The organism is Streptomyces sp. NPDC001270 (assembly GCF_042896695.1).
GTDB lineage: Bacteria > Actinomycetota > Actinomycetes > Streptomycetales > Streptomycetaceae > Streptomyces.
Window position 1 is genome coordinate 153,286 of sequence record NZ_JBIAXM010000003.1, and the last position, 22,322, is coordinate 175,607.

Below are 22,322 nucleotides of genomic sequence, written 5' to 3' on the forward strand. Positions count from 1 at the left end.
TCAGGATGTGGTCTCGAAGGCGGCGGGCGGCTCGCTCACGGACGGGCGGCTCATGTCACGAAGAAGATCCCGGCGTCGGTGCCCGCGGGCGCGTACTCGGCGAGCCGGGCCCGCAGGCCGTCCTCGCGCTGCGGCCGGTACAGGTCGTGATACGCGCCGAGTTCCGCGCCGTCGTCCGCGCCGCGCCGCAGCTCCGGGGCGCAGCGGTCCGCGAGCAGCCCGTACCACGGGGTGCCGTAGCGTTCGCCCGCGAACAGCGGCCGCACCCGCGCGGCCTGCGCCGGGCCGGCCAGGTCCGGCTGGCAGCGGTGGCGGCGGGGGGTGCGCGAGCCGGGCGGCACGTAGCAGTACCGCAGGCAGCCGATGCCGCGCCGGGCGACGTGCAGTTCGCCGGTGAGGACCGAGTTCTCGGCGATGCGCACCGCGTGGGTGCGTACCTCCCCGATGACGGTGGTGCGGTGCAGGTGCAGGACGGCGTGGGCGTGGCGGCCGTCCGGGGCGGACAGGGCGATGCGGTCGTGGCCGGTGGCGTCCAGGATGCTGTCGCGCAGATGGATGTCGAGGGGGTCCTCGCCGACCTCGTCGCCGATGACCTCGATGGTGCCGAGGATGCTGTGTTCGATCTGCAGGCAGGCGGTGGTGCGGTCCAGGACGATGCTGGGCTCGTCGGGCGAGTGCGGCTCGCACTCGGGCTCCAGGGACCAGCCGGGCACCAGCGTGCTGTGCCGGACGACCACCGCGCCCATCGGGCCGGTGACGTTGATGCCGCGGCCGGCGACCAGCAGCCCGTCGAGGACGATGCGGGGTCGTTCGTGCGGGGCGCAGTCGTCGGACACGGCGCGGATGTTGAGGGCGTCGGGCCGGTTGCTGTACCAGTCGAGCAGTCTGATCACCGGCCGGGAGCCCTCGGCAGCGCGCAGTTCGAGACGGTCGCCGGGGTCGAGGTCGAAGTCCAGTTGCTCCTGGTGGGCGCCGCTGTGGGCGATCTCGATGATCCCGGTGCGGTGCCGGCCGCGGTCCTGCTGCCAGGCCCGGTAGGCGTCCATGATCCGCTGGTAGGGCTGGCCGGGTCCGACCCTGAGGACCGTGGCGTCCGGGCGGGGTTCGCGGTCGCGGTCGTACTCGCCGCCGCCCAGGTCGGCGGCGGTGGCATGGTGGTAGTCCACCCAGACGCCCTGGCGGGGCGCCGGCCGGGACCCGAAGGCGATGCGGCCGAGTTCGGGGTCGACGGCGACCTGGCCCCGCTTGGGGCGGTAGCGCCAGTCCGACAGGTCGGCGACCACCACGTCGGCGGGCGGCACCGGCCGGTCCTCGCCGTCGCACCGGATGACGAGGCTCTTGCCGGGACCGTAGTAGTCGGCGAGCCGGTCGTGCAGCAGCCGGCGGGTGATGAACGCCGGGACGTTGTCGACGGCGGCGATGGATGCGGGCGACGGCTCCGGGACCGGCCTGGTGACCAGCGGGGTGTCGGTGCCGAGGATGGAGAAGGTGTAGAGGTTGCGGGCGCGGTCGATGCAGTAGGCCGGGGACGAGGTCAGCGCCTGCGCCTTCAGCCGCCACACGAACAGCCCGACCCCGGCCGGCGTCCAGCCGCCCTGCTTGCGGCGGGAGTCGGCGCGGCGTACGTCGACCGTGCGGGCCGACTGTTCGAACGGTCCGCCGGCGACGGCGAGCGCGGCCCCGTCCCGCAGGTCGACCAGGCGCCCGCGGTCCCCGCGCCGGCCGCTGCCGTACAGCTTCACCGGTTGGGTGTGGGCGACGAGCCGGGACAGTTCGACAGCCCGCGCGGGCCAGTCGGCGACCTGTTCGGCCAGTTCCTCCAGCAGGTGGAGGGTGCCCTTGCGGCGGCGGTGGGCGACGGTGGCGGCCACGTCGCGGCGCGGGGCGACGGCTTCGGCGAGCGCGTCCCGGCCGCCGGCGTGCAGGCCGGTGGTGAGGACGCTCCCCCAGCCTCCGGCCGGGGGTGCCCCCGCCTCGCTTCGCTCGTAACCCGGCAGGGTGCGGTAGCCCACCAGGTCGCCGAGGTACGGCAGCACCCAGGGGGCCGCGGTCTCCACGAACAGGTCCTCGTAGCCCTGGGCGACGCCGTCGCGGACCCGGTCGAGCTGCTCGGCGATCACCGCGAGCAGGGCGCGCAGCGGTTCGCCCTCTTCGGCGTCGCGCAGCCGGTGCCAGCGGGGCAGCAGCTCGGCGAGGCCGTCCGGCTCCCGCGGCGCGACCGAGGCCGGGGTCTCCAACTCGGCGTCGGGGGACATCACTTGACCTCCGTCAGGATGAGGGTGTCGGCGGCGCGCGCCGACAGCAGAGCGAGCTGTGCGGGGCGGATGCCGCGGAAGACGAACACCGTCCGGCCCTTGTCCAGGCGCCGGGTGTCGGTGATGTCGGGGTTGAGGCGGAGCAGTTCGGCGAGCGGGACGCCGTACCGGGCGCAGACGGACGACAGTGTCTCGCCGTGCTCGTCGCGGACGGTGTGGGTGCGTTCCTCGTACGCGGCCGGGCGGGCCGGTACGGAGGGCCGGGGCACCCCGGGGGCGGCCAGCAGCCCGGTCAGCTGCTCCGGTTCCGCGGAGGCGGGCACGCCGGTGAAGACGTCGACGTCCACGTAGTCGACGCCCGGTACCGAGTGGGCGGTGGCCAGCACCTCGGAGAGCCGGGCGGGCTGCGCCAGTTCCCGTCCGGCGTAGCCGAGCCGGGCCAGCAGCGCCTGGCGCAGCCGGGGTTCGACCACCTCCCAGGTGTGGTCGGGTGCCAGTTTCACCTGGGCGGAGACGAGCAGCAGGACCAGTTCGCGCACGTCCACGCGGACGGGCAGGTTCGGGTCGCCGTACTCGGTGAGCGCGCCGCGCAGGGCGCGCAGGACGTCCGCGTCGTCGGCGATGGGCACGTCGTCGGTCCCGGCCACCGTCACCTGGAGCACCCGGCGCCGCCCGTCGAAGAGTTCCCGGGCCGCCGCCCGGCCGATGCCGGCCCGGGAGCGGGCGAAGTCCGCGTAGTCGGACGGCGAGACCAGACGGTCCAGGGCGGAGACGGCGAGCGGGATCGTACGGCGGGTCAGACCGGGCCCGTCGGCGTCCGCGCCGCCGGTGGCCGGACGCGGGTTGGTGACCGCGGTGACGCCGAGCGGGCGGGTGAGGGGCTGGGTGATCCGGTCGGCGGGGACGTTGGCGGCCTTGCCGGTGCCGAAGCGGTAGCGGGCGCGGACGTTCTCGTGGCCGCTGGGCAGCCGGGCGCCGTGCACGCCGTCGCCGAAGGTCACGGTCGTCCGGCCGCCCGCCGCGGTGCCCGTGATGTACACCCGCTCGGTGGGACCGCGCCCGGCGAGGCTGTCGACCTCGTGCCACAGGACGCCGTCGACCCGGATCTCCAGGACGGGGGTGGCGCCGAGAGGATTGTCGGCGGCGAGCCAGGTCAGCGGGGACTGCCAGAGCGCGAAGGTCTGGCCCGCGCGGTCGGAGTCGCCGCTGCCGACGGCCTCCTCCCGGCTCTCCCCGTGGGTGGCCTCGACGACGTTGCCGAGGATGCGGACCGTCGAGCGGCAGTAGCGGTGGACCAGGTCCGTGGTGAGGGTCAGCCGGGTGTGCACGTGGTCGCCGGGCAGCCGGGGGTCGACGGCCGGGTCGGCGGCGGCGATGGTCACCACCTCGGTGGCGGGGACCCCGGCGGCGCCCGGGATGTCGGTGCGCTCACCGGTCACGATCAGCAGCCGGCCGGGCCGCAGCCCGTCGTACAGGTCGGCGAGTTCGATCTCGTTGCCGTGCACCTCGTCGCCGAGTGGTTCGTCCGCGAGGCGCAGCGGTTCGCCCGCCGCGTCCACCGTGGTGTCGCGGATGTGGGAGAGCAGGACGTCGAACTCGTCGAGCCAGGGGTCGGCGAGGGTGAGTTCGGTACCGCGGCCGGTGATGCCGTAGTTGGAGTAGGCGGCCGTGCGCGCGGCGACCACCTGGGTGGTGACGAAGGCCAGTTCCGCGTCGCCCGGGATGCCGCCCTCGGCGCCCTTGGCCGGGCGCCGGACCGCCACCCAGCTGCCGACGGTGATGCCGTCCTGGACCGTGTCGAGTTGCAGGACACGGCGGTTGACGGGCGCCGGTCTGCCGGCGATGACGATCTCCACGTTGGGTTCGGTGGTACCGACGGTGTACTTGAGCGTCACCTCGAAGTCGCCGTGCGTGAACTGCTCGGCGGCGCCCGGCCGCAGGGTGCTCTCGTGGGTGGTGCCGTTGTTGACTCCCACGTGGACGGAGCCGTCGTCGTCGGGGCGGGCGACGAACAGGGTGCATTCGGGCAGCCCGGACTGGAGGCGGGCGGTGACGCCCGGTTCCTGGGAGTCGGCGGGGCGCCGGCCCAGCCAGTTCAGGTCGCGGTCCTGCCCGGCCCGGGTCGACAGGTCGACCCGGCCGGGGCCGAGCGGGAAGGTGACCGGCTGGACGACGGGCAGGTTCTCGGCGCGCTGGTCGGAGCCGGCGCCCTCCACGTACTGGAACTCGGCCCGGACCGGGGCCTTGCCCGCCGTGTCGTACACCACGCGCATGCTCGCCAGCACGGCGCCGGTCAGCGGCCAGTCCGCGCTGCGGATGACCCGGCCCCGGTCGTCCTGGACCGGCTTCAGCGGGGCCGTGGCACCGAACGGGGCGGCGGTGACGCGCAGCGCGAGCAGTTCGCGCAGCAATTGCGGGGCGGCCGGGGCGGCGGCCGTGCGCCAGGCCGGGTAGAGACTGCCGAGGGCGGGATCGAGGGCGGTGAGGAGGCGGGCGGTGTCGGTGCCGGGGCGCTGGGTGCGGGTGCCCGCGCGGGCGGCGGGTGCGGAGCCGCGCAGGGCCGGCAGGACACCGGCCAGGGCCCGGAGGGCGGCCTGGCGGGGATCCTCGGGACGGGCCTGGGCCTGTTGCCCGGTCGCGGGCCGCGGGGTCGCCGCCCCGGCGCCCTCGGTGGTGGGGCTCTCGCCCCTCCGGGCGGCCTGCCCCGGTTGGGCGGCCTGCCCCGGTTGGGCGGCCTGCCCCGGCGGCGCGGGCTGGACCGGCTGCGCGGGTGCCAGGCCCAGGGCGCGCCGGGCGAGTTCCGCGAGGACCGCCTCCAGCCGCTCGAACCACGCGGCCACGTCCGGATACGGCTCGGCCAGCACCTGTGCCTCGTTCAGCCGGGCCAGCGGCTCGGCCAGCCGGGCCGCCAGGCCCTCCGGGGTGGTGGTGCCGCCCAGGTCCGCCCGGAGCGGCGCGAGCACCTGGTCGTCGAAGTCCTCGATCAGCCGGCTGACCGGCCGCGGATCGGGGACCTCGGGCGTCGGCGGCTCCTCGCCCGGCTCACCGGGAGCGGCGGGCTCCGCCGTCCAGCGCCGCACCTCGTCCACCAGTTCCTTGAGCGTGGGCGGGGCCGACTTCGGCAGCGAGACGGCGGTGGTCTCGTCCTCGCGGTCGATGCGGACGCCCGCGACGGGCAGCAGCAGTCGCTGCCCGCCCGCCTGTTCGCCGAAGACGAAGAGGAGCTGGTCACCGGTCTGGAGGGAGTTCGCCGTGCCCTCCACGAACAGTTCGGAGCGGCGGTCGAGGTCCTCGGGCGTGACGAGGGAGGGCCGGCGGCGCCGCACCTTCAGCTCGTTCCAGTCCCAGCGGGCGGTGAGGTCCCGGGCCGTCTCGAAGGTCAGTGACTCCTCGTCGGCGGCGGCGGGCACACTGTGGCTGCGTGCCCCGCGCGGGATCAGCACGGGCAGGCCGGCGGCGCGCGGGTCGTGGTCGAGGGTGTACGCGAGATGCGTGCCCGCAGCGACGCCCGGCCGCGGCCGGTGGCCGACGAGCCGGCCGAGCAGCGCCAGTGAGCGGTGTTCGCCCGCGGTGCGGAGGTACGCCTCGTCCGCGATCCGCTCGGAGTGGAAGGTGAGCAGATCCCCGAGGACGGCGGTGGCGTCGAGCAAGCCGATCGCCGGGTCGTCGGGGGTGCGGACGGTCAGCCCGGTCAGCGCCGGGTACGCCGGTGAGGCGAGCCGGTCGAGCAGCGCGGCGAGGAAGGAACCGTACTCGCCGACGCGGTAGTCGAGGGCGCTGCGGCCGGGAGGGTTGTGCGGCGGGGCGGGGGCGAGGCGCTCGTCGTGGCCGCCGCACGCGCCGCCGCAGGAGCAGCCCCGGGTCATCGGGCACCTCCCAGGGATACCGCCAGCCGGCCGTTCTCCGGCCGGTCCGGGTCGTTGTCACAGGTGGCGATCTCCAGCGGGCCGAGCCGCAGCACGCCGTCCTCCCTCTCTCCTCGGTCCGGTTCGTACAGCCGGCGCAGCCGGGTGACCTCGACGCTCTGCACCCCGGGCACGGCCGCCGCGACGGCGACCAGCCGGCTGAGCCGGACGGGTTCGCCGAAGGTCAGCGCGTCCGGGTGGAAGAAGCCCAGGCGCCCGCCGGGCAGCCGGCCGCGGCCGAGCACCCGGTACAGGTCGGCCAGGATCTGCCCGTGCTGGTGGCCGGGCAGGGCGCACACCGTGAGGGCGATGTCCAGCGGGACCAGCCGGGCGGGGCCGACCACGAGGTCGTGCCCGATGCGCCGGTACGTCTCCAGGGCCTGGGCCGTCGAGGTGAGCAGCTCCGGGGAGGGGCTGCCGCTGCCGTACGCGTCGATCGCGACATGGGCCTCCTGGACGCTGCCGGTCCAGCGGATGGCGGCCGCGGCCCGCTGCACTCCCGGCAGGGCGGCGGCGAGGGCCGCGTAGTCCTCGGCGGTGACCGCGCGCAGCCTGGTGCGGCGCAGGTCGAGGGGGGCCAGCTGGCGTACCTGCTCCAGGGGTTCGGGTTCGGTTCCGCCGGTGGCGGGCAGCGGGTTGCGGACGGTGGCGGCCGGCGGGGTGCCGCCCGCCTCGACGACGAGGTGGTTGATGGCCTCCGCGCCGACGTTGCCCGTGACGCCACCGCCGAGCCGGTAGCGCACCGCCAGCCGGGCCCCCGGGGTGGGCTCGGCGCCGTACCGTCCGTCGCCGAAGCGCAGGGCGAGCCGTCCGTCGTCCTCCTGCTCGCCCACGAAGTGCCGGTCCCGGGAGGCGCTGTCGAGCAGGTCGCGGCGCGGGTCCCAGGTCCCGTCGCGGTCGTGGAGGCGTACGGCGGGCAGGGCACGGCGCGGGTCCTGGGTGAGGGCGGCGGTCGCCGGGCCGCGCAGCACCGGCTCCTCCGGGTGCAGTCCGGCCGCGTACGCGGGTCCCCAGCTGTGCGCGATCTCCCAGGCGATGTGCCCGTCGAGGACCGTGCCGGCCCGGGCCCGCGCGGCGAGGATCCCGATGCGCCGGAGCTTGGCGTCGAGCAGTTCGTCGGAGCGGTACAGCAGTTCGCGCAGGGCGCGCACCGGGTGGCGGTGCAGTTCCAGTCGCTCCAGCACCTTCAGGCCGTAGATCAGGGCGAGTTCGGTGACTTCCTCGTCGCCGAGCCCGTCGCGGTCGCGGGCGCTGCGCCACAGGTCCACGAGCCGCTGCCGGACCCGGCCCGGGATGGCGGCGATCCGTTCGGCCTGCCCGGCGGCGACCGTGGCCGGGTCCGGGTACGGCACCGCCTGGGTGACCGGTGCCCGGCCGAGGACGGGGCGGAAGCGCGGCCGGATGCCCGGGTAGAGGGACTGTGCGAGCAGCGTCCGCAGCGCCGCGGCCTGTGCGTAGGCGGTGCTCGGCACCACCCTCCCCCAGCCTCCGGCCGGGGGTGCTCCCGTGGACCGCTGCCCGGCCTGTTCCAGGCCGAGTCCGGCGCGTACGGTCGCCCGTTCCCCGACGGTCTCGAACAGGTGGCGGACGTCGTCCGGGGTCAGGGCCCGGCCGCTCTCCGTCCGGTCCGTGAGGAGGGTGATGAGCCGTGCGGGCGCGTTGCCCTCGGTACGGTCGGGGCAGCCGAAGCCGGGCGAAGCGAGATGGGGGTACCCCTGGCCGGAGGCTGGGGGAGGGTCGCAGGATGCCACGACGGCCGGGGCCGGCGGCACGGTGACGCTCTCGTGCAGGCCGGAGCGGCCGTGGTCGACGAGGACGGTGTTGCCGCGGGCGAGGGTGACGTCCGCGACCGGCAGGCAGTCCCGTCCGCCGCGCGTGGTCAGGCAGAACGGGAAGCGCAGGGCGTCCTCAGCGGCCCAGGTGACCTCCAGGACGGGCTGGTCGTCGATGCGGTCGAGGCCGGGCGTGACGGAGGTCAGGCGTACGGCCTGACGGTGGGCGGGGTCGGCGTCGCCCGGGGTGCCGGTGCGCGGGCCCTTGACCTCCTCCAGGACCAGGACGTCGCCCGGTTTCAGGTCAAGACGGCGTTCCCGGCAGGTCTCGGGGTCCGCCCACTCGTCGCGCAGGGTGGCCGCGGTGGCGCCCTTGGGCAGGGCGGACACCTCGCCGTCCCAGGTCCACAGCCGGATCGCGTTGTGCGCGACCCGCAGCCGCAGCGGATCGGCGGCGACGACCGGTTCGAAGACCTCCACGGAGCCGCGCTCGTCCAGGTCGCCGAGGTCGTTCTCGTCGATGACGGTGCCGGGTTCGGGGCGGTCGTGCGGGTCGAGGGTGCGGACGTCGACCGACGCGAAGCGGAAGGTGCCCGGGGCCAGGGTGTGGTCGGCGGCGGTCCCGACGGTGACGTACGCGCGGGCGTTGCTGCCGTCGTGCATGGCGTAGTCGATGAGCCGGACGTGCCGGCGCACCGAGACCCGGCGGCGCGCGGTGTCGAGGTACGCCTCGGTGGCGACCGCGTCCTGCTGGTAGCTGATCTGGTCGCCGGTGTACGCGAGCAGTTCGACCAGTGTCATGCCGAGGTCGGCGGGGTTGCGCTCCTGCCAGTCGGGGGTGGTCAGCGCGAGCCGGTCGAGCAGCACCTTGCGGATGGTGTCGTAGTCGCGGGCCGTGTAGTCGATGACGGGCACGGCCGGGAGGTCCGTGGGCGGTTCGGCGGCGTCGGCGCAGTCGAAGGGGGTGGGACGGCCGGGCCGGAAGGAGAACGGCGCGCTGTGGTAGCGCTGGTCGAAGCCGCGGAAGGGTTCGGTGCCGGGGCGGCCGTACGGGTCGGCCTCCACCAGCGACAGCCGGTAGCGGGAGGTGTCGCCGGTCCGGTCGAGGGTGACGTGGAGCCGGTCGTCCAGCTCGGGGTCCTCCTCGCGTTCCACGCTGAGGTCCACGGCGGTGATGCCGGTGATGCGCCGGCCGCCGTCGATCCGGACGTTCTCCGGGCCGAGCCCGTGCGGGGCCTTGCCGAGGAAGGTCACGCTGAGCAGCAGCCCGTCGTCGCCGGCCTCGACGGCGTCGATCCCGTTGAGCTGGGCGGCGCGTACCTTGGCCCGCCGGGTGGTTCCCGCGCTCATGCCGCCCTCCCCTCGAAGAGGTCCTCGTGCACCGAACCCGTGGCCCGTACGAGGTACGACAGCTGGACCCGTACGACGTCGTCCTCGCCGGCGATGTCGAGGGACACGACCTCGACCAGGTCGCCGAGCCAGCGCTGGAGAGCGGCCTGGACGGCGAGTTCGAGGGTGCTGACCAGTTCGGGGCTGTCCGGGGCGAAGACCAGGTCGAGCAGTCCGCAGCCGAAGTCGGGGCGCATCACGCGTTCGCCGGGGCTGGTGAAGAGCAGTTGCTCGATCAGGTCGTGCACGTGCTCGGCGGGGCGGGCGTGCGCGGTCCGTCCGCGCCGGTCGGCGTGGAACGGGAACGCGATGTCGGTGCGGGTGCGGTGGCTCGTCGGCCTCATCGGACGGTGACCTTTCGCTGCGCGGCCTGGACGACGGGCGGGCCCTGGGGGACGAAGGCCGCGCTGAGGCACTGGGCCGCTGAGGTGTCCAGCAGCACGGGTGCGCCGTCGGCCGTGATGCCCGAGCCGTCCGGGGTCCAGCGGACCGAGACGCACGGCGAGGGCACGCCGTCGACGATGTGCGGGCAGCCGGTGACGACGTACGCGGCCGTGGCCGTGACGACGGCGGCGCCCGCGATCCGCAGGCCGCCCGTGGGCGTGGTGGCCGGCGCGGCACGGCCGCCGTGCGGGCAGCCGATGACGGCGCTCGCGTCCAGCAGACTTCCGGACAAGTTCTTCCCCCGTTGTCTATCGCTTGGAGAGGACGGTCAACTGGCCCTCGTTGATGGTCACTTCACGACCGCGCAGGATGACCTCGGCGCCGGCGCCGGTGGCGATGACCACGGCTTCCTTGGTGATGCGGATGTAGGCGCCGCCCTGGGCCTGCAGGAGGATGCCCTGTTCGGCGCCGGCGGTGTCGTTGAGCACGATCTTGTGGTCCTGCGGGGTCTGCACCACGACCGGTTTGCTCGCCGCGTTCGCCTGGAGTTCGCGGCGTGCGTCGGGCGGCAGTTCCGCGGCGTCGCCGTACCAGCATCCGGTCCACACCGGGAAGCTGGGGTCGCCCTGTTCGAACTCCACCCACACGCCCGCGCCGGGCGGCGGCACCACGAACTGGCCCGCCTGGGGTCCGGTGAACGGCAGGCAGGGCAGCGCCCACGTGGACGGCTCGTCACCGAGGACGTCCGGGACCTCGGCCGTGATCCGGCCGATGTGCAGCGGGTCGTTGTTGTCCACCACCCGGCCGCGGAACTTGCCGAGATAGCGATTGCTGGGTGCCGCCATGCTGAACTGCTCCTGGTTCCTAGGTGGTTCGGGTCAGGGCCGGACGCGGTCGCTGCGTGCCTCCAGGCCCTCCCGGGAGAGGGTGAAGTTCTGCTGGAACGAGCCCGGGCGCAGGCTGTGGGTCACGGACTTGACGTAGTAGTCGCCGTCGTACGCGCGGCCCGCCCCCCGCACGCCGACCAGTCGGCGCGGCTGGAGGAGGTAGCCGTGCCGGTTGACGTCGAGCGAGCCGGATCCCGAGATGACGTCGGCGGAGACGGCGGCCCTGGCGAGGAGTTCCGCCTCGGCCTGTGCACGCTGCTGCTTGGCGGTGCCGGAGAGCGTCTTGCGCTTGAGGGCCGGGGTGGGCCGGCGGCCGAGCGGCGGGCGCAGGGGGCTGATCGGCGGCTGCGGCAGCAGGGTGGTCTGCCGCGTCCCCGGGTCCTGCCAGCGGGCCTGCGGTTCCTCCCGCGCCGTGCCGTCGTAGGAGAAGGTCAGCTGGTCGACCGTCGTGTTGGCGTCCATGTTGACGTTGAGGGCGTGCTGACGGACGCCGAGCCGGACCTCGGGTCCCCAGCGGGCGGCGGACCGGCCGGGGGTGGGTCCGGGCTCCAGGTAGAAGGTGTACCCGTTGGCGCGGGCCAGTTCGGTGACGTACTGCAGGTCGGTGCCGGTCTGGTAGTGCACCCGCAGGTCCTGGTGCGGGGGCTGGGCCACCTTCTCCGTGTAGACGTCCGGCCGGATGCCGTACTCCGAGTAGCGGCGCAGGATGGCGAGGACGCGTTCGGACGGGGGCAGGTTGGGGTAGCGGGCGGTGCGTTCCTCCAGGTCCATGAGCAGCGTCAGGTCCTCGCCCGTGACGGTGAGGGTGGAGTGGCCCGGAATGTTGCTGGCGCCGACCTCCTGCCGGACGATCAGCCCGTCGAACAGCACCTCGGGGGTGCCGCGGACGCTGACGGTGAGGATGACGCGGGTCTTCGGATCGAAGAATCCCTCGGGCAGCAACCGGCTGCTGATCAGCCCGTTCTTCGTGAGGTCGAACGCGAACTGGAAGCCGCTGCGCTCCCCCGCGGTGGCGGTGATCTGGGCGGACAGCAGAGCCTCGGCGACCTCCAGCGGGACCGGGCGGGCCAGCGTGGGCCCCATCTGGAGCTGGATGTGGACGGGGCCCTGCCCCACGGGCTGTTCAGACATGCCGCTCCCCGCGTGGGAACCCGCCGCTGAGCGGGATGCCGATGACGCGGCCCGGTTCGTCGGTCAGCTCCCGCGGGTCGAGCACGGGGTTGGCGTCGGCGATCCGCCACCACTGGCCCGGATCGCCGAGGAAACGCTGTCCGAGCAGATCGGGCCGCTCCCCGGCGCCGACGGTGTGCGGCTCGGTCTCCTCGTCGAGCGGGGGCAGCAGGCGCCGTTTGGTGTACCGGACCTCGGTCCCGTCCGCACGCCGGTGCACGCCGATCTCCGCGTCGTGGTAGCGACTGGTGCGCGGGTAGGGGTGCGCGCCCGGCAGGGAGTCCAGGGCGCTCTCGTACGGTTCGATGTCGGCCATGGCGGTGGTCTCAGCCCCTTCCGGTCACGAGGTCGGCGCCGCCGAGGCCGAGGGCGCCCAGGCCGCCGCCGCGCGCGGCGGCGGCGAGCCGCTCCTTCTGCGCGAGGTGGGCCATGTACAGGTCGGCGCCGCGGTGCCCGGCGGGCAGGTCGCTGACGGTGAGGATCTTCATCCCGATGCCGAGGGAGGCCCGGATCGGGTTGAGGTTCACGTCGAAGGCGGACTCGTTGACGGAGAGTTCGGTCAGCCGGACGGGCATGACCCGCTTGCTCCCCCAGGTGAACAGTGTCAGCGGCATCTCGATCGGGCTGATCTCGATGGCCCCCTTCTGCGTCAGCCGGGTCGCCGCGCGCAGCTGCGCGGTGGTGGGCTGCACGAGCATTTCGAGCGTGGCGAGCTGGGGGTGGATGCCGTTGGGCGCGGCGATCTCCAGCTGGTCGGTCGCGTCGATCTCGGCGGTGAACTTCCAGGTCTCCTGGGCCGGTCCTTTCAGCCGCAGGGCTTCGTTCCGGTCGCCGCTGCCGGTGCCGCCGCCTCCGCCGTCACCGCTGTCCCCGGCGGACTGCGGCGCGATGCTGCGTTCCAGGGTGTCCGGGTTGAACTGGAGCACGATGATGCGTCGGGGGATGCCGGTGTCGGGGCTGACGACGACGATTCCGGAGCGGATGGGTTTGGGGATGTCGGCGTAGCGGGTCATTTCTCCTCCGCGGAATCGTCACATTCGACCAGGATGTCTCTCACGTCGGAGGCTGGGTAAGGGGCGTCCTCGGGCCATGCGGCGGCCTTCTCCTCGATGAGACTCCGGTACGCCGCCAGGTCGTGAACGGCGAGGGCGTATGCCGCCGTTGTCTGCATTCCCAGATCGTTCAGCTCCATGGCCGTTTTGATTTCGACGAGAGCTTGCGGGGATGAGCCCTTGGCGAGCGCCTCAAGTGCGTCAAGACGATCGCCGGCATCTCTGCGGTCGTCGAAAATCACGCGGGCCAGCGCCGTGACCAACCTCTCGTTCGCACCTGTCGACAGCTCAAGAATTCTGCCGGCTGACTTGAACGCTGCCGATTCGGCATCATAGTTCGGCGGCGCGTCAAGCACGCGGGCGATCGACTCGACATCTTCCTCCTCCGCCCTGTTGATCATGATGAGCAGTGCGCTCGCGTATTCCGCACCATTCATCGAGGCACCGGTTTGCGATGCGGCGGAGGGAGCCCCTCGGAGGATCTGTCGCGCACACTGCAACGCCTCGTGACCGTAGCCCCTCAGCACGTTCCCGAAGCCGTGCCGCTCCATGGAAATCGCATAGTGATAGTGGTCGAGGGCGATCCCCATTGCCGCTGTTTCCCCACTCCGCAGGAGGTCGACGAAGGCACGCAGAGCGGCATCCTGATCGGACGGACTTGCGAGTTCAGACCGTGCGGCTTCGAGTCCGGGGTCGTCGAGCGTCACACCCTGCCAGTGGTACGTTTCGAACCGGCTCATTCCCATCCTCCTTTCAGGACCTACTCAAGCATTTCGATGGCACCTTGCGGAATTATTCCCTTGATCAGCACTTCCTGTGTGCGCACCACATCTCGCAATGCCTGCTGAAGGACCGCGGTGCCCGGTGAATCCAGCTTCCATTCGCGCTGCCCGACCGTGGTCGTGAGGTCGAAGATATTCTTCGGATTGACATAGGAGAGATCAATTCGGGCCATTCCGTAGAATTTCTGCCCCTTGGCCGTGCTCCAGGCGTCGCCCTTCGGGTCCTTGATTGTCTTGCTCTCCAGCTTGGTGGTGGAGATGAACTGGGACATCTCCCTGCCCGTCACATGCTCCTCAACCGTGTTTCTCGCCCGCTGTCCGTCCGGTTTCAGATTGAGCTTCTCATCCCGGTAACCCCTCGGGATCATACCCTGGCCACGCTTGTGGGTTACTTTGTCCTCTGCCGCAATGTTCCTGGTCACATAGCGCGGGACGTACTGGTTCTTTGCATCGCGGACGAATTCTCCGTCAAACGCGTCCTTGTAGATCGGTTGCGCTTTCCCCTTGGCAACCATTTGATACATGTTGGGCTCACGGAACATGCCAACGGGCTTTATCGAGGCCCCTGGATGATGAAGTGAAAGCAGCCAGTAGGACGGCATCTGCGTCCAGCCCAACTGCCCCCGGTTGATTCCTTCCGTATGGTCCGCGACCTCACCGCAGAGATTCATCACGTCGGTGATGGAGGCGTACTCGTCCAGACCGTTGAGGCGTGTCCGCACGGCCGCTCGGAATGCCGCGACGTTCGGATCGTCCTCCTTCTTCTCCTTGTCCTTCTTGTTGGACTTGCGGTGCCGGTCCTCCACACCGAAGGCATCGAAGTAGGCGGTCTCTTCCTCCCACTCCCCCGGCAGCACCGGTTCGCTCGGATTGAGCGTGGCGAGGATGCGGAAGGCGGGGTGCCCGGTCGAGCTGAGCCCAGTGAGGCGATACCAAGTCTTCAGCCCCTGGAGCAGGGCGTAGTAGACCGGACCTTGGATCCCCCGTTTGAGCAGCGGAGTGATCACACGCCGGATGCGGGCCACAATCTGCCGCAGGCGGGCGTCCTTGGACTCTCGCGAATTCTTCTTGGACTTGTGGTCCTTGCGGTTCTGCCTCTTTTGATCCGCCTGCCTCCTTCTGTTCTCACGCAGGCGATCCCGCTTTTTCTTGTACGCGTTCCGCAGCTTGGCGGCGCTGTTCTTGAGTGCCTTGCCGACCCTTGACTTCTTCAGCTTCCGGCCCAGCGTCTTCGCCGCGTTGCCGACCTTCTTCAGAGCGGACTTGACCGCGCCCCTGGCCTTCGAGAGAGCCTTCCCCACGGGGGACTTGGGCTTCCTGGGCCTGGCCGGCTTGGGGCCCTCGATCTCTTTCTTCCTGGTCGGCTTCTCCGGGGCGGCGTCCTTCCTTGCGCTCGAAGTCCGGTCTGAGGTCCCGTCCCTGTTCTGCCTTTCCGTCCCGGGTTTCTGGTCCTTCGGCTTCTGCGGATGGGTGTCCGTCCTGGCCGGCCCCTTGGGCGTAGCCGCGTCCTTGGGTTTGACCGGCGATCTCGGGTCGGGTGATGCCTCGCCCTTCGGCTTGTGTGCGGTGGCCGGCTCGGCAAGCCTCTGCCTGGCCTTCCGCATCGCCCCTCGCGCCGAGTTGACCGCGGCCCCGGCCGCCTTCTTCGCCCCGCCGCCGACCTTCTTCAGGCCGTCCATGATCTTCTGGGCCATGGCCTTGAGTCGTTTGCCGACGCCCTTCGTCGCCCTGGCCAGGCGCTGGAGGAGGAAGTTGGTGATGAAGTCGAGCAGGGCCACGACGCCTGCCGCGACCGCTTCCGCGAACAGGCAGGCCGCCGGGCCCGCCTTCACCGCCTTCAGGTACGCCCAGAACTTCGAGAACGCCGACAGGATCGAGCTGACCGTCGACCAGGCCGCCATCAGTCCCTGGACGATCGTCAGGATGGCGCCGGCCGCGGGGACGATCATCGAGACGACCTTCTCGATGACAAGTGTGGCGATCATCATCGGGAGGGAGGCGATGATCGCGTCCCAGGCCATCTTGCCGATCTGTTTGATCGAGACACAGCCCTTGACCAGGACGTCGATGACCGCTTTGCCGAGGCCGAGGACGCCCTCGACCTTCGTGTCGAACCACTGCTTGACCGCCACCTTGATGGCGCCCCAGAGGTGGTCAGTGATGCCCGTCTTGGCCGCGCTGCCCGCCTTGGAGATCCAGCCGCCCGGGTCCGGCGCGATGTCGGCGACGAGTGCCGCGAACTTCCCCAGCGCCTCGATGGCCGCCTGGGCGAACTTGATCGCGCCCTCGATGACGGCCTGGTACGCCTTGATGACCGCCTTGACGCCCGCCTCCAGGACGTCGAGCAGTTTGTTCAGGCCGGCCGCCAGGGCGTCCAGGAGTGAGTTGACGGCCTTCTTCAGGCCGTCCGCCAGTTGGTTGACCGTCGCGACGGCCGCGTCCCGCAGGCCCTCGATGGCCTTGCGGAAGCGGTCCCGCAGCGCGGGGAAGGCGGCGAGGAGCGTGTCGCCGAGGGCGATCAGGACATCCGCCAGCGCGTTGATCGCCTTGATCGCCAGGTCACGTACGAAGTCGATGGCCTGGTTGGCCCACTCCTTGAACTGGTCGATGATCCCGTTGACCGCCTTGCGGGCGGCGTCGAAGACCGCGGTGACCGCCGCGAGCAGGCCCTTGAAGAAGTCGGCGACCTTGTCGGCGATCCAGCCGAACAGCCCCCCGGAGGGCTTCTTCTCCTCCTTCTTCTTCTTGGCCTCCTTCTCGGCGTTCTCCCGCTCGGTGTCGATCTTCCCGTTGTCCGTGTCCTTGCGCGCGACGATCTCCTTGTCCTTGTCGTCGCGCGCTTTGACGATCTCCTTGTTCTGCTTGCCGTGTTCGTCCTCGGACTGCTTGTCCGCGTCCTCGATCTTCTTGTCCTGCTCGGTCCGCCAGTCCTCGCGCTGCTTCTGCGTCTCCTGGGCGACCTTGCCGCGTTCCGCGGTCTGCTGTGCGGTGTTCCGCTCGACCTCGCGGTCGATCTCGGTCTGCTTGTCCCGTTTGGCCTGCTGCTCGCTCTGCTGCTGTTCCTTCTCCTTGGCGCCGAGGTCGCCCTGTGCCTTGCCCGCGGCACCGGTGATCTCGGTGCCCTTCTCCTGCTTGGCGACGGCGCCGACGCCGGCCTTCGGCGCGGGCGTGGCCGCGAGCGCGCCGCCCTTGCCGCCCCCGGAACCGCCGGACGCCTTCCCGGTGAGCTGTTCCCGGGGCGCGTCCGGGAAGATCTGGTCCTCGCCCATGGGCTTGGCCGCGTCCTCGCGGCCGGTCGTCCGCAGGTCGGACTGCTTGTCCTTGAGCGCCTTGGCCTGGTCGTCGGTGCGGGTCGGGTCGCTGGCGCCCTCCAGCCTGATCTTGGGCGCCGGGCCGACCGTCTTGTTCTCCAGTGCGGGGTCCGTGGTCGGGACGGCGTCGGCCGCGGCCTCGACGTTCTTCGCCTCGGCCTCGCTGAGCCCCTTGTCGGGCACGGCGGGCGGCGGCGGAGAAGGAACGTCCGCGGCGGGCTGGTCGCCCTCGGCCTTGGCGCCGCCCTTGGCCTTCTGCTTCTCCCCCTGGTCCTCGGGGCCGATCCGCTCCACCTTGCCGGTGACCTGCGCGGCCACGGGCGCGGCCGCGGGCGGCGCGGAACGCGTCTGTGGTGCCCCCGAAGGGCGTTCCCGGGTCGGCGGGGCCGCGTCGAGCCGCTTCTGCTCCGCGGCGATCTTCTTGTCCGCGGCCCGGTCGACGCCGGGCATGGCGGCGGCCGCCTGGTCGGGCGCCAGTTTGCTCACGGTCTGTACGGCGGCCTTGGGGTCCTGCCCGGAGACGTCCGGCGGATCCTGCTGCTTCTCCTCGGACGCGGCCTCGCCACCGCCCCCGCCGCAACTGCCCTGCGCGCCCTCGTCCTTCTCGGGCGCGGGCGCGGGCGGCGCGCAGCCACCGCCGTCCTTCTCCAAGGACGCCTCGGGCCGGGGCGCGTCCGTCGCCGCGGTCTGGCCGGGCCCGTCGGTCTGCTCGGCGGCCGGGCTCACCGCCGCCTGTGCGACGGACGGCGCGGCACCCGGGCCCGCGGCGACGGCCGGCCCGGTCTTCTCGGCGGCGCCCACAGGACCGCGCGGTGTGGCCCCGGGCCCGGTCTCCTTGGGCACCCGGCTCTTGGCCCGGGGCGCCTCGCGTTCGGACCGGGGCGGTTCGGCACCGCGGCGAGTGGCGGGCGAGGGGTCGCGGTCCTCGACCGGTGTCCTGGGGGTCTGCGCGCCCGCAGGCCGGGACACGGCGGCCGCGACCGAGGGCGCGGAGCCGGGGGCCGACGGGGACGCGGCGCCCGTACGGGACTCGGCGGCCGTACGCTCCCGCTGTTCGGCCTGCTCCTCCTGCTCGTCGTTCGCGTCCGGCCGCTCGTCGTCCCCGGCCGCCCCGTCGGCACCGGAGTCGTCCGCGTCCTTGGTCTGTTCCTTCTCCTGCTGCTGCTCCGCGTCGGGCTTCTCGGTCTCCGGCTCGGGCCGCTCCTTGTCCTGGGTCGCGAGGTCCGGGCCGACCTCCTGGTCGAGCGGCTTGTCCGTCTCCTGGAGTTCCTTGGTGCCGCGGTCCTGGGCCTGCGCGACGGGTCCGTCCTCGGGCTGCGGGGCCTCGCCCTCGACGGGTCCCTCGTCCTGGCCGGGGGCCTTCGCCTCGGGCCCGGCGCCGTCCTCGTCCTGTTCCCCTTCGCCCTTCTCCCGTTCCTGCTCGGCCTTCTCGGCCTTCGTCGGCGGCGGAGTGGGGAAGGCGGGCGGCGACGGATCGGCATCGCCCGGTCCGAGCTTGTCCGCGGTGGGCACGGCGGACAGGTCGAGGTCGGCCTCGGGCAGATAGTCCTCGGGTTTGAGCACGGGCTCGTTGCGCCCGCCCGGTGTCCGGGTGTCCGCGTCCTCGCCGCCGGCGACCTCCTGGTCGGCGCCCGCTTCGAGGCCGAGCGGCCGTTCCTCCTCGCGCGGCTCGGCGTCCGCGCCGCCGTCCTCGTCCTTCTCGTCGAGCCCGTGTTCGGACAGTGCCGAGTCGGGTTGCTCGGCCCGTTCGTCGACCTTCTCGGGGCGTACCGGGCCGGGCTGGGCCTGTTGCCCGGGATCCGGTCCGGCCGGCCGCGACCCGGCGGCGGGCTGCGTCTGGTCGTCCCGCTGTTTGCGCTTGTCGGCGCCGGGCGCGGTGGCCTGCCGCGGGTCGGCCTCCTCCCGCTCGCGCTGTTCCTTGCGCTGCTCCGTGGCCTGTTCGGTGCCCTCCTGCTGCCCCCGGGTGCGTTCGTCGGCGGCCTGGTCGGTGCGTTCGCGGTCGGTGGCGGCCTGCTCGTCCTCCTGCTGCTGTTCCTCCTTCGCCTGCTGCCGGGAGGCGTTGCGCTCGTCCTCCTGCTCGGTCCGCCGGGCGGCGTCCTGTTCCTCCGTGGCGGCGTCCGCGTGGGCCCGGCTGCGATCGCTGCCGGTCTTCTCGTCGCGTGCCTTGGCGTCGTGCTGCTCTTCGCGCGCGTCGGCGGCCCGCTGGTCGGCGGTCCCGCGGTCGGCGTCCTGCTTCGTCTGCCACTGGGTACGTTCGACACCGAGCTGTTCGAAGAGGTCGATCTCGGGCAACGGAGTGTCGGCGGGCTGGAGTTCGACGGGGCCGGGGCGGGCCTGTTCGGCGATCTCCAGCAGCCGGTCGTACTCGGGGGTGAGCAGCCGGTTCTCCAGGCGCTCGATGACCGCGTCCTCCAACTGCTCCGACATGCGGGCCAGTTGGAGCCGCACCCGCCCGGAGGTGTCGGCCGGGTCGCCGCGCAGTCCGCGCAGCACATGGCCGGCGAGCCGGTCCACAAGGGTCGCCGGGTCCACGGCCTCGGCGCGCATCCGGTCGGCGTCGACGGTGGCGTAGCGCAGCCAGCCGGGTGTGGCCTGGCCCTCCTCGACCTGTGGGGCGGATTCCGCGGCGGCCGGCTGTACGACCGCCTGCGCGGCCGCTTCCGCCTCCCGCTCGATGGCCTGCTGCGGCAGGCTCACGGCACCGAGTTCGCGGCCGGCCCGCAGCGTGCCGAGGCCGTGCGGGTTCTGCACCGTGTGCTGGAGTTCGTGGGCGAGCAGGCGTCGGCCCTCGTCGGTGCCGGGCTGGAAGGCGCCCTCGCGGAAGAGGATGTCCTGGCCGACGGCAACCGCGTCCGCGCCGAGCAGTTCGGTCAGCTGTCCGGCGTCCCGGCCGGTGTGCAGCCGTACCCGGCCGAGGTCGTGGCCCAGCTGCTCCTCCAGCTCCCGCCGCACGCCCGGGTCGAGGGGCTGGCCCGCGCCGCTGACGATGTTCTTCGGCTCGGGCGTGCGGGACGTGGCGGCCCGCTCCTTGCGCTTGCGACGGCGCTGTTCGGCGGCCTGCTCCGCACGGCCGTCGGTCCGGGTGCTCACCGGGTCACCTCCCCGTGACCGCTCAGCCCTTCGTGCACGGCGCGCGCCAGTTCCTGGCCGAGCCGGCGGGCGGACAGCCCGGCCGGCAGCGGCGGAAGGCCGGACAGCGCGTCGACGGCGACCGGGCCGTCCACGGCCAGCGGTACGCCGTGCAGCCGTACGAGCCGGGTCAGTTCGGTCTCGAAGGCTGCCGACACGCGTTCCGGATCCGCCCGGAAGCCGTCCAGCACCAGTTCGCCGATCTCGACCCGGACCGTCGAGGGTTCCCGGTCCCGCGAGCGGTTCACACCCATCCGCGGACCTCCGTGGGCGTCAGCGAGCGCTCCAGCTTCAGGTACTCGGTGCGGGCGGCGGCGAGCATGTGCCGCATCTGGAGCCGGTCGCCCTCCTCGGCGGCGAGGAAGGCTCCGGAGAGGGCGATGTTGCGGATCGAGCCGCCGGCGACGGTGAGCTGGGCGAGCAGTCCGGGGTCGATGTCCTTGACCGGGGCCTGCGGCGGCAGGACCCGGCGCCAGATCTCGGCGCGTTCGGGCTCGGCCGGGAAGGGGAAGTCGACGACGAAGCGGATGCGGCGCAGGAAGGCGGTGTCGAGAGCCTGCTTCATGTTGGTGGTGAGGACGGCGAGGCCCCGGTACGCCTCCATCCGCATGAGCAGGTAGCTCACTTCGAGGTTGGCGTACCGGTCGTGGCTGTCCTTGACCTCGCTGCGTTTGCCGAAGAGGGCGTCGGCCTCGTCGAACAGCAGCAGTGCGCCACCGCGTTCGGCGGCGTCGAAGACCCGGCGGAGGTTCTTCTCGGTCTCGCCGATGTACTTGCTGACCACCTGGGAGAGGTCGACGACGAACAGGTCGAGTCCGAGCTCCTTCGCCATGACCTCGGCGGCCAGTGTCTTTCCGGTGCCGGAGCCGCCCGCGAACATCGCGGTCACGCCGAGGCCGCGGCGCAGGGTGGCCGCGAATCCCCACTCCTGGTGGACGGTCGCCCGCTGCCGCACGTGCGCCACGATCTCCCGCAGCACGCCGGTCTGCCGCTCGTGCAGGACGAGGTCGTCCCAGCCGGCCCGCGGCTCGATCCGCCGGCCCAGCTCGTCCATGCCGATCCGTGCCTCGTCGAGCCCGGCCCGCCAGGCGAGGCCGGCGGTGTCCAGCTCGTCCTCGTGCGGCAGCAGACGGCGTACGGCGGCGGCCGCGGACCGCACGACGTGCGGCGGCAGCTGGAACTGGGCCACCAGCGACCGCAGTTCGCCGTCGTCGAGGTCGCCGACGTCCCGGAACGCGTCGCCCCAGAGCGCGAACTGCTCGTCGTCGTCGAGCCGGGGCACGGTGATCCTGGCCCGGTACGGCCGCTCCGACCGCGGTGGGTCCTCGCTCGACACCACCACCGGTACCGTGGCCCCGGCCAGGAACGCCTCGGTCGCCGCCCGCTGGTCGCGGTCCAGTTCGCCCACCTCGACGAGCAGCGCCGAGGGCAGCAGGATCGCCTCGCGCTGCCACAGCCGGGCGAGCCGGTCGCGCTCGACGGGGTCGGAGGGGACGTCCTCGGCGCTCATCGAGTACAGACCGAGGCCCGAGCGTGCGGCCGCCGCCGCGGCGATCTCGGCCCGGCTGCGCGGGTCCCCGCCGGTCACCAGGACGAGTGGCGCGTCCGGTCCGGTGCCCGCCGTCCAGCCCTCGGCGAGGCCGCTCGCCGCCAGGTCGTAGGACGGCGTCAGCGCCCGCGGCACCGGTACGCGGCGCAGTTGGCCGTGCAGGCGGGCGTCCAGGTAGGGCGAGCCGAGCAGGAAGTGCAGGATGCGTTCGTCCAGCCGGAGCCTGGACGTGGTGAGCCGTGCGGGGTCGTCGAGTTCGACGATCCGCCAGCGCCTGAGCGGGGCGACGGGGGTGAGGGCGCTCCAGTGCGGGTCGTCCAGCGCGGCCAGGGCGAGCGAGAAGGTGGGGTGGGCGCGCTGCGGGTCGCCGGCCGCCGCCGCGCACCGGGCGGCGGTCGTGGGGTCGAGTTCGTCGGCGGCGGTGAGCAGGACGACGTCACGTTCGAACGAGGTGAGCCCGAAGCAGTCGACGAGGGCGGCGAGGGCGGCGGATCCCGGGCCGGCGGGTACGACGTCGGCGCCGGCGCCTGTGGCACCCGCGCCGTGGGCGGCACCGGGGTCCTCGGCTCCGCGCTCCGTACGGCCGCCGTCCGGGTGCGCGGTGTCCCGGGCGGCGCGGGCCGCGTGGGTGTCGACGCGGGTGAGGACGCGGTGGATCTCCGTGGTCAGCGGCGTGCCGTCGCCGGGCGCGGCGGCCGTCGCCGGTTGGTGCGTCGTGTGTGCGCCCATGTGGTCAC

General features: G+C 72.7%; 13 protein-coding genes. All 13 read right to left on the bottom strand.

The window, feature by feature from the left end; all coding sequences use genetic code 11:
- Positions 1–50 precede the first annotated feature (50 nt).
- From ACFY2B_RS07050 to ACFY2B_RS07110, 13 genes are read right to left on the bottom strand one after another with little or no spacing between them, the layout of a single operon-like run.
- Positions 51–2,255 carry a hypothetical protein gene (locus ACFY2B_RS07050; protein ID WP_390762123.1) on the bottom strand — a complete coding sequence of 735 codons (2,205 nt, stop codon included), beginning with the start codon at positions 2,253–2,255 and terminating at the stop codon, positions 51–53.
- Positions 2,255–6,121, bottom strand: a complete 3,867-nt coding sequence (locus ACFY2B_RS07055; RefSeq protein WP_390762124.1) for a putative baseplate assembly protein — start codon at positions 6,119–6,121, stop codon at positions 2,255–2,257. Before ACFY2B_RS07055 ends, ACFY2B_RS07050 begins: the two co-directional genes overlap by 1 nt.
- Positions 6,118–9,282 (bottom strand): putative baseplate assembly protein, encoded by a 3,165-nt coding sequence (locus tag ACFY2B_RS07060; RefSeq protein ID WP_390762125.1) that lies wholly within the window; start codon positions 9,280–9,282, stop codon positions 6,118–6,120. Before ACFY2B_RS07060 ends, ACFY2B_RS07055 begins: the two co-directional genes overlap by 4 nt.
- Complete coding sequence (locus tag ACFY2B_RS07065) at positions 9,279–9,665, bottom strand: GPW/gp25 family protein (RefSeq protein WP_390762126.1); 387 nt, start codon at positions 9,663–9,665, stop codon at positions 9,279–9,281. Before ACFY2B_RS07065 ends, ACFY2B_RS07060 begins: the two co-directional genes overlap by 4 nt.
- Positions 9,662–9,997 carry a hypothetical protein gene (locus ACFY2B_RS07070; RefSeq protein ID WP_390762127.1) on the bottom strand — a complete coding sequence of 112 codons (336 nt, stop codon included), beginning with the start codon at positions 9,995–9,997 and terminating at the stop codon, positions 9,662–9,664. Before ACFY2B_RS07070 ends, ACFY2B_RS07065 begins: the two co-directional genes overlap by 4 nt.
- 16 nt (positions 9,998–10,013) lie before the next feature.
- Positions 10,014–10,550 carry a phage baseplate assembly protein V gene (locus ACFY2B_RS07075; RefSeq protein WP_390762128.1) on the bottom strand — a complete coding sequence of 179 codons (537 nt, stop codon included), beginning with the start codon at positions 10,548–10,550 and terminating at the stop codon, positions 10,014–10,016.
- A 33-nt stretch (positions 10,551–10,583) separates the two neighbouring features.
- Positions 10,584–11,723, bottom strand: coding sequence for a hypothetical protein (locus ACFY2B_RS07080; RefSeq protein ID WP_390762129.1), 1,140 nt, complete (start codon positions 11,721–11,723; stop codon positions 10,584–10,586).
- Positions 11,716–12,078 carry a hypothetical protein gene (locus ACFY2B_RS07085; RefSeq protein WP_390762130.1) on the bottom strand — a complete coding sequence of 121 codons (363 nt, stop codon included), beginning with the start codon at positions 12,076–12,078 and terminating at the stop codon, positions 11,716–11,718. Before ACFY2B_RS07085 ends, ACFY2B_RS07080 begins: the two co-directional genes overlap by 8 nt.
- A 10-nt stretch (positions 12,079–12,088) precedes the next feature.
- Positions 12,089–12,775 carry a hypothetical protein gene (locus ACFY2B_RS07090; protein WP_390762131.1) on the bottom strand — a complete coding sequence of 229 codons (687 nt, stop codon included), beginning with the start codon at positions 12,773–12,775 and terminating at the stop codon, positions 12,089–12,091.
- A complete protein-coding gene (locus tag ACFY2B_RS07095; protein ID WP_390762132.1) occupies positions 12,772–13,554 on the bottom strand; it encodes a hypothetical protein in 783 nt (260 codons plus the stop codon). Before ACFY2B_RS07095 ends, ACFY2B_RS07090 begins: the two co-directional genes overlap by 4 nt.
- Before the next feature lie 20 nt (positions 13,555–13,574).
- The gene (locus ACFY2B_RS07100) at positions 13,575–19,997 is read right to left on the bottom strand and encodes a DUF4157 domain-containing protein (protein ID WP_390762133.1); all 6,423 of its coding nucleotides are present in this window, start codon (positions 19,995–19,997) and stop codon (positions 13,575–13,577) included.
- Positions 19,994–20,290: a hypothetical protein gene (locus ACFY2B_RS07105; protein WP_390762134.1), complete on the bottom strand. Its 297-nt coding sequence runs from the start codon at positions 20,288–20,290 to the stop codon at positions 19,994–19,996. Before ACFY2B_RS07105 ends, ACFY2B_RS07100 begins: the two co-directional genes overlap by 4 nt.
- A complete protein-coding gene (locus ACFY2B_RS07110) occupies positions 20,281–22,314 on the bottom strand; it encodes an ATP-binding protein (protein WP_390762135.1) in 2,034 nt (677 codons plus the stop codon). The genes ACFY2B_RS07105 and ACFY2B_RS07110 overlap by 10 nt, the downstream gene beginning before the upstream one ends.
- Positions 22,315–22,322: the final 8 nt, after the last annotated feature.

Coding starts and splice junctions, on each gene's coding strand:
- ACFY2B_RS07090 (WP_390762131.1), bottom strand. CDS start 12,775: ATGACCCGCTACGCCGACATCCCCAAACCCATCCGCTCCGGAATCGTC.
- ACFY2B_RS07050 (WP_390762123.1), bottom strand. CDS start 2,255: ATGTCCCCCGACGCCGAGTTGGAGACCCCGGCCTCGGTCGCGCCGCGG.
- ACFY2B_RS07110 (WP_390762135.1), bottom strand. CDS start 22,314: ATGGGCGCACACACGACGCACCAACCGGCGACGGCCGCCGCGCCCGGC.
- ACFY2B_RS07075 (WP_390762128.1), bottom strand. CDS start 10,550: ATGGCGGCACCCAGCAATCGCTATCTCGGCAAGTTCCGCGGCCGGGTG.
- ACFY2B_RS07105 (WP_390762134.1), bottom strand. CDS start 20,290: ATGGGTGTGAACCGCTCGCGGGACCGGGAACCCTCGACGGTCCGGGTC.
- ACFY2B_RS07095 (WP_390762132.1), bottom strand. CDS start 13,554: ATGAGCCGGTTCGAAACGTACCACTGGCAGGGTGTGACGCTCGACGAC.
- ACFY2B_RS07065 (WP_390762126.1), bottom strand. CDS start 9,665: ATGAGGCCGACGAGCCACCGCACCCGCACCGACATCGCGTTCCCGTTC.
- ACFY2B_RS07085 (WP_390762130.1), bottom strand. CDS start 12,078: ATGGCCGACATCGAACCGTACGAGAGCGCCCTGGACTCCCTGCCGGGC.
- ACFY2B_RS07060 (WP_390762125.1), bottom strand. CDS start 9,282: ATGAGCGCGGGAACCACCCGGCGGGCCAAGGTACGCGCCGCCCAGCTC.
- ACFY2B_RS07055 (WP_390762124.1), bottom strand. CDS start 6,121: ATGACCCGGGGCTGCTCCTGCGGCGGCGCGTGCGGCGGCCACGACGAG.
- ACFY2B_RS07080 (WP_390762129.1), bottom strand. CDS start 11,723: ATGTCTGAACAGCCCGTGGGGCAGGGCCCCGTCCACATCCAGCTCCAG.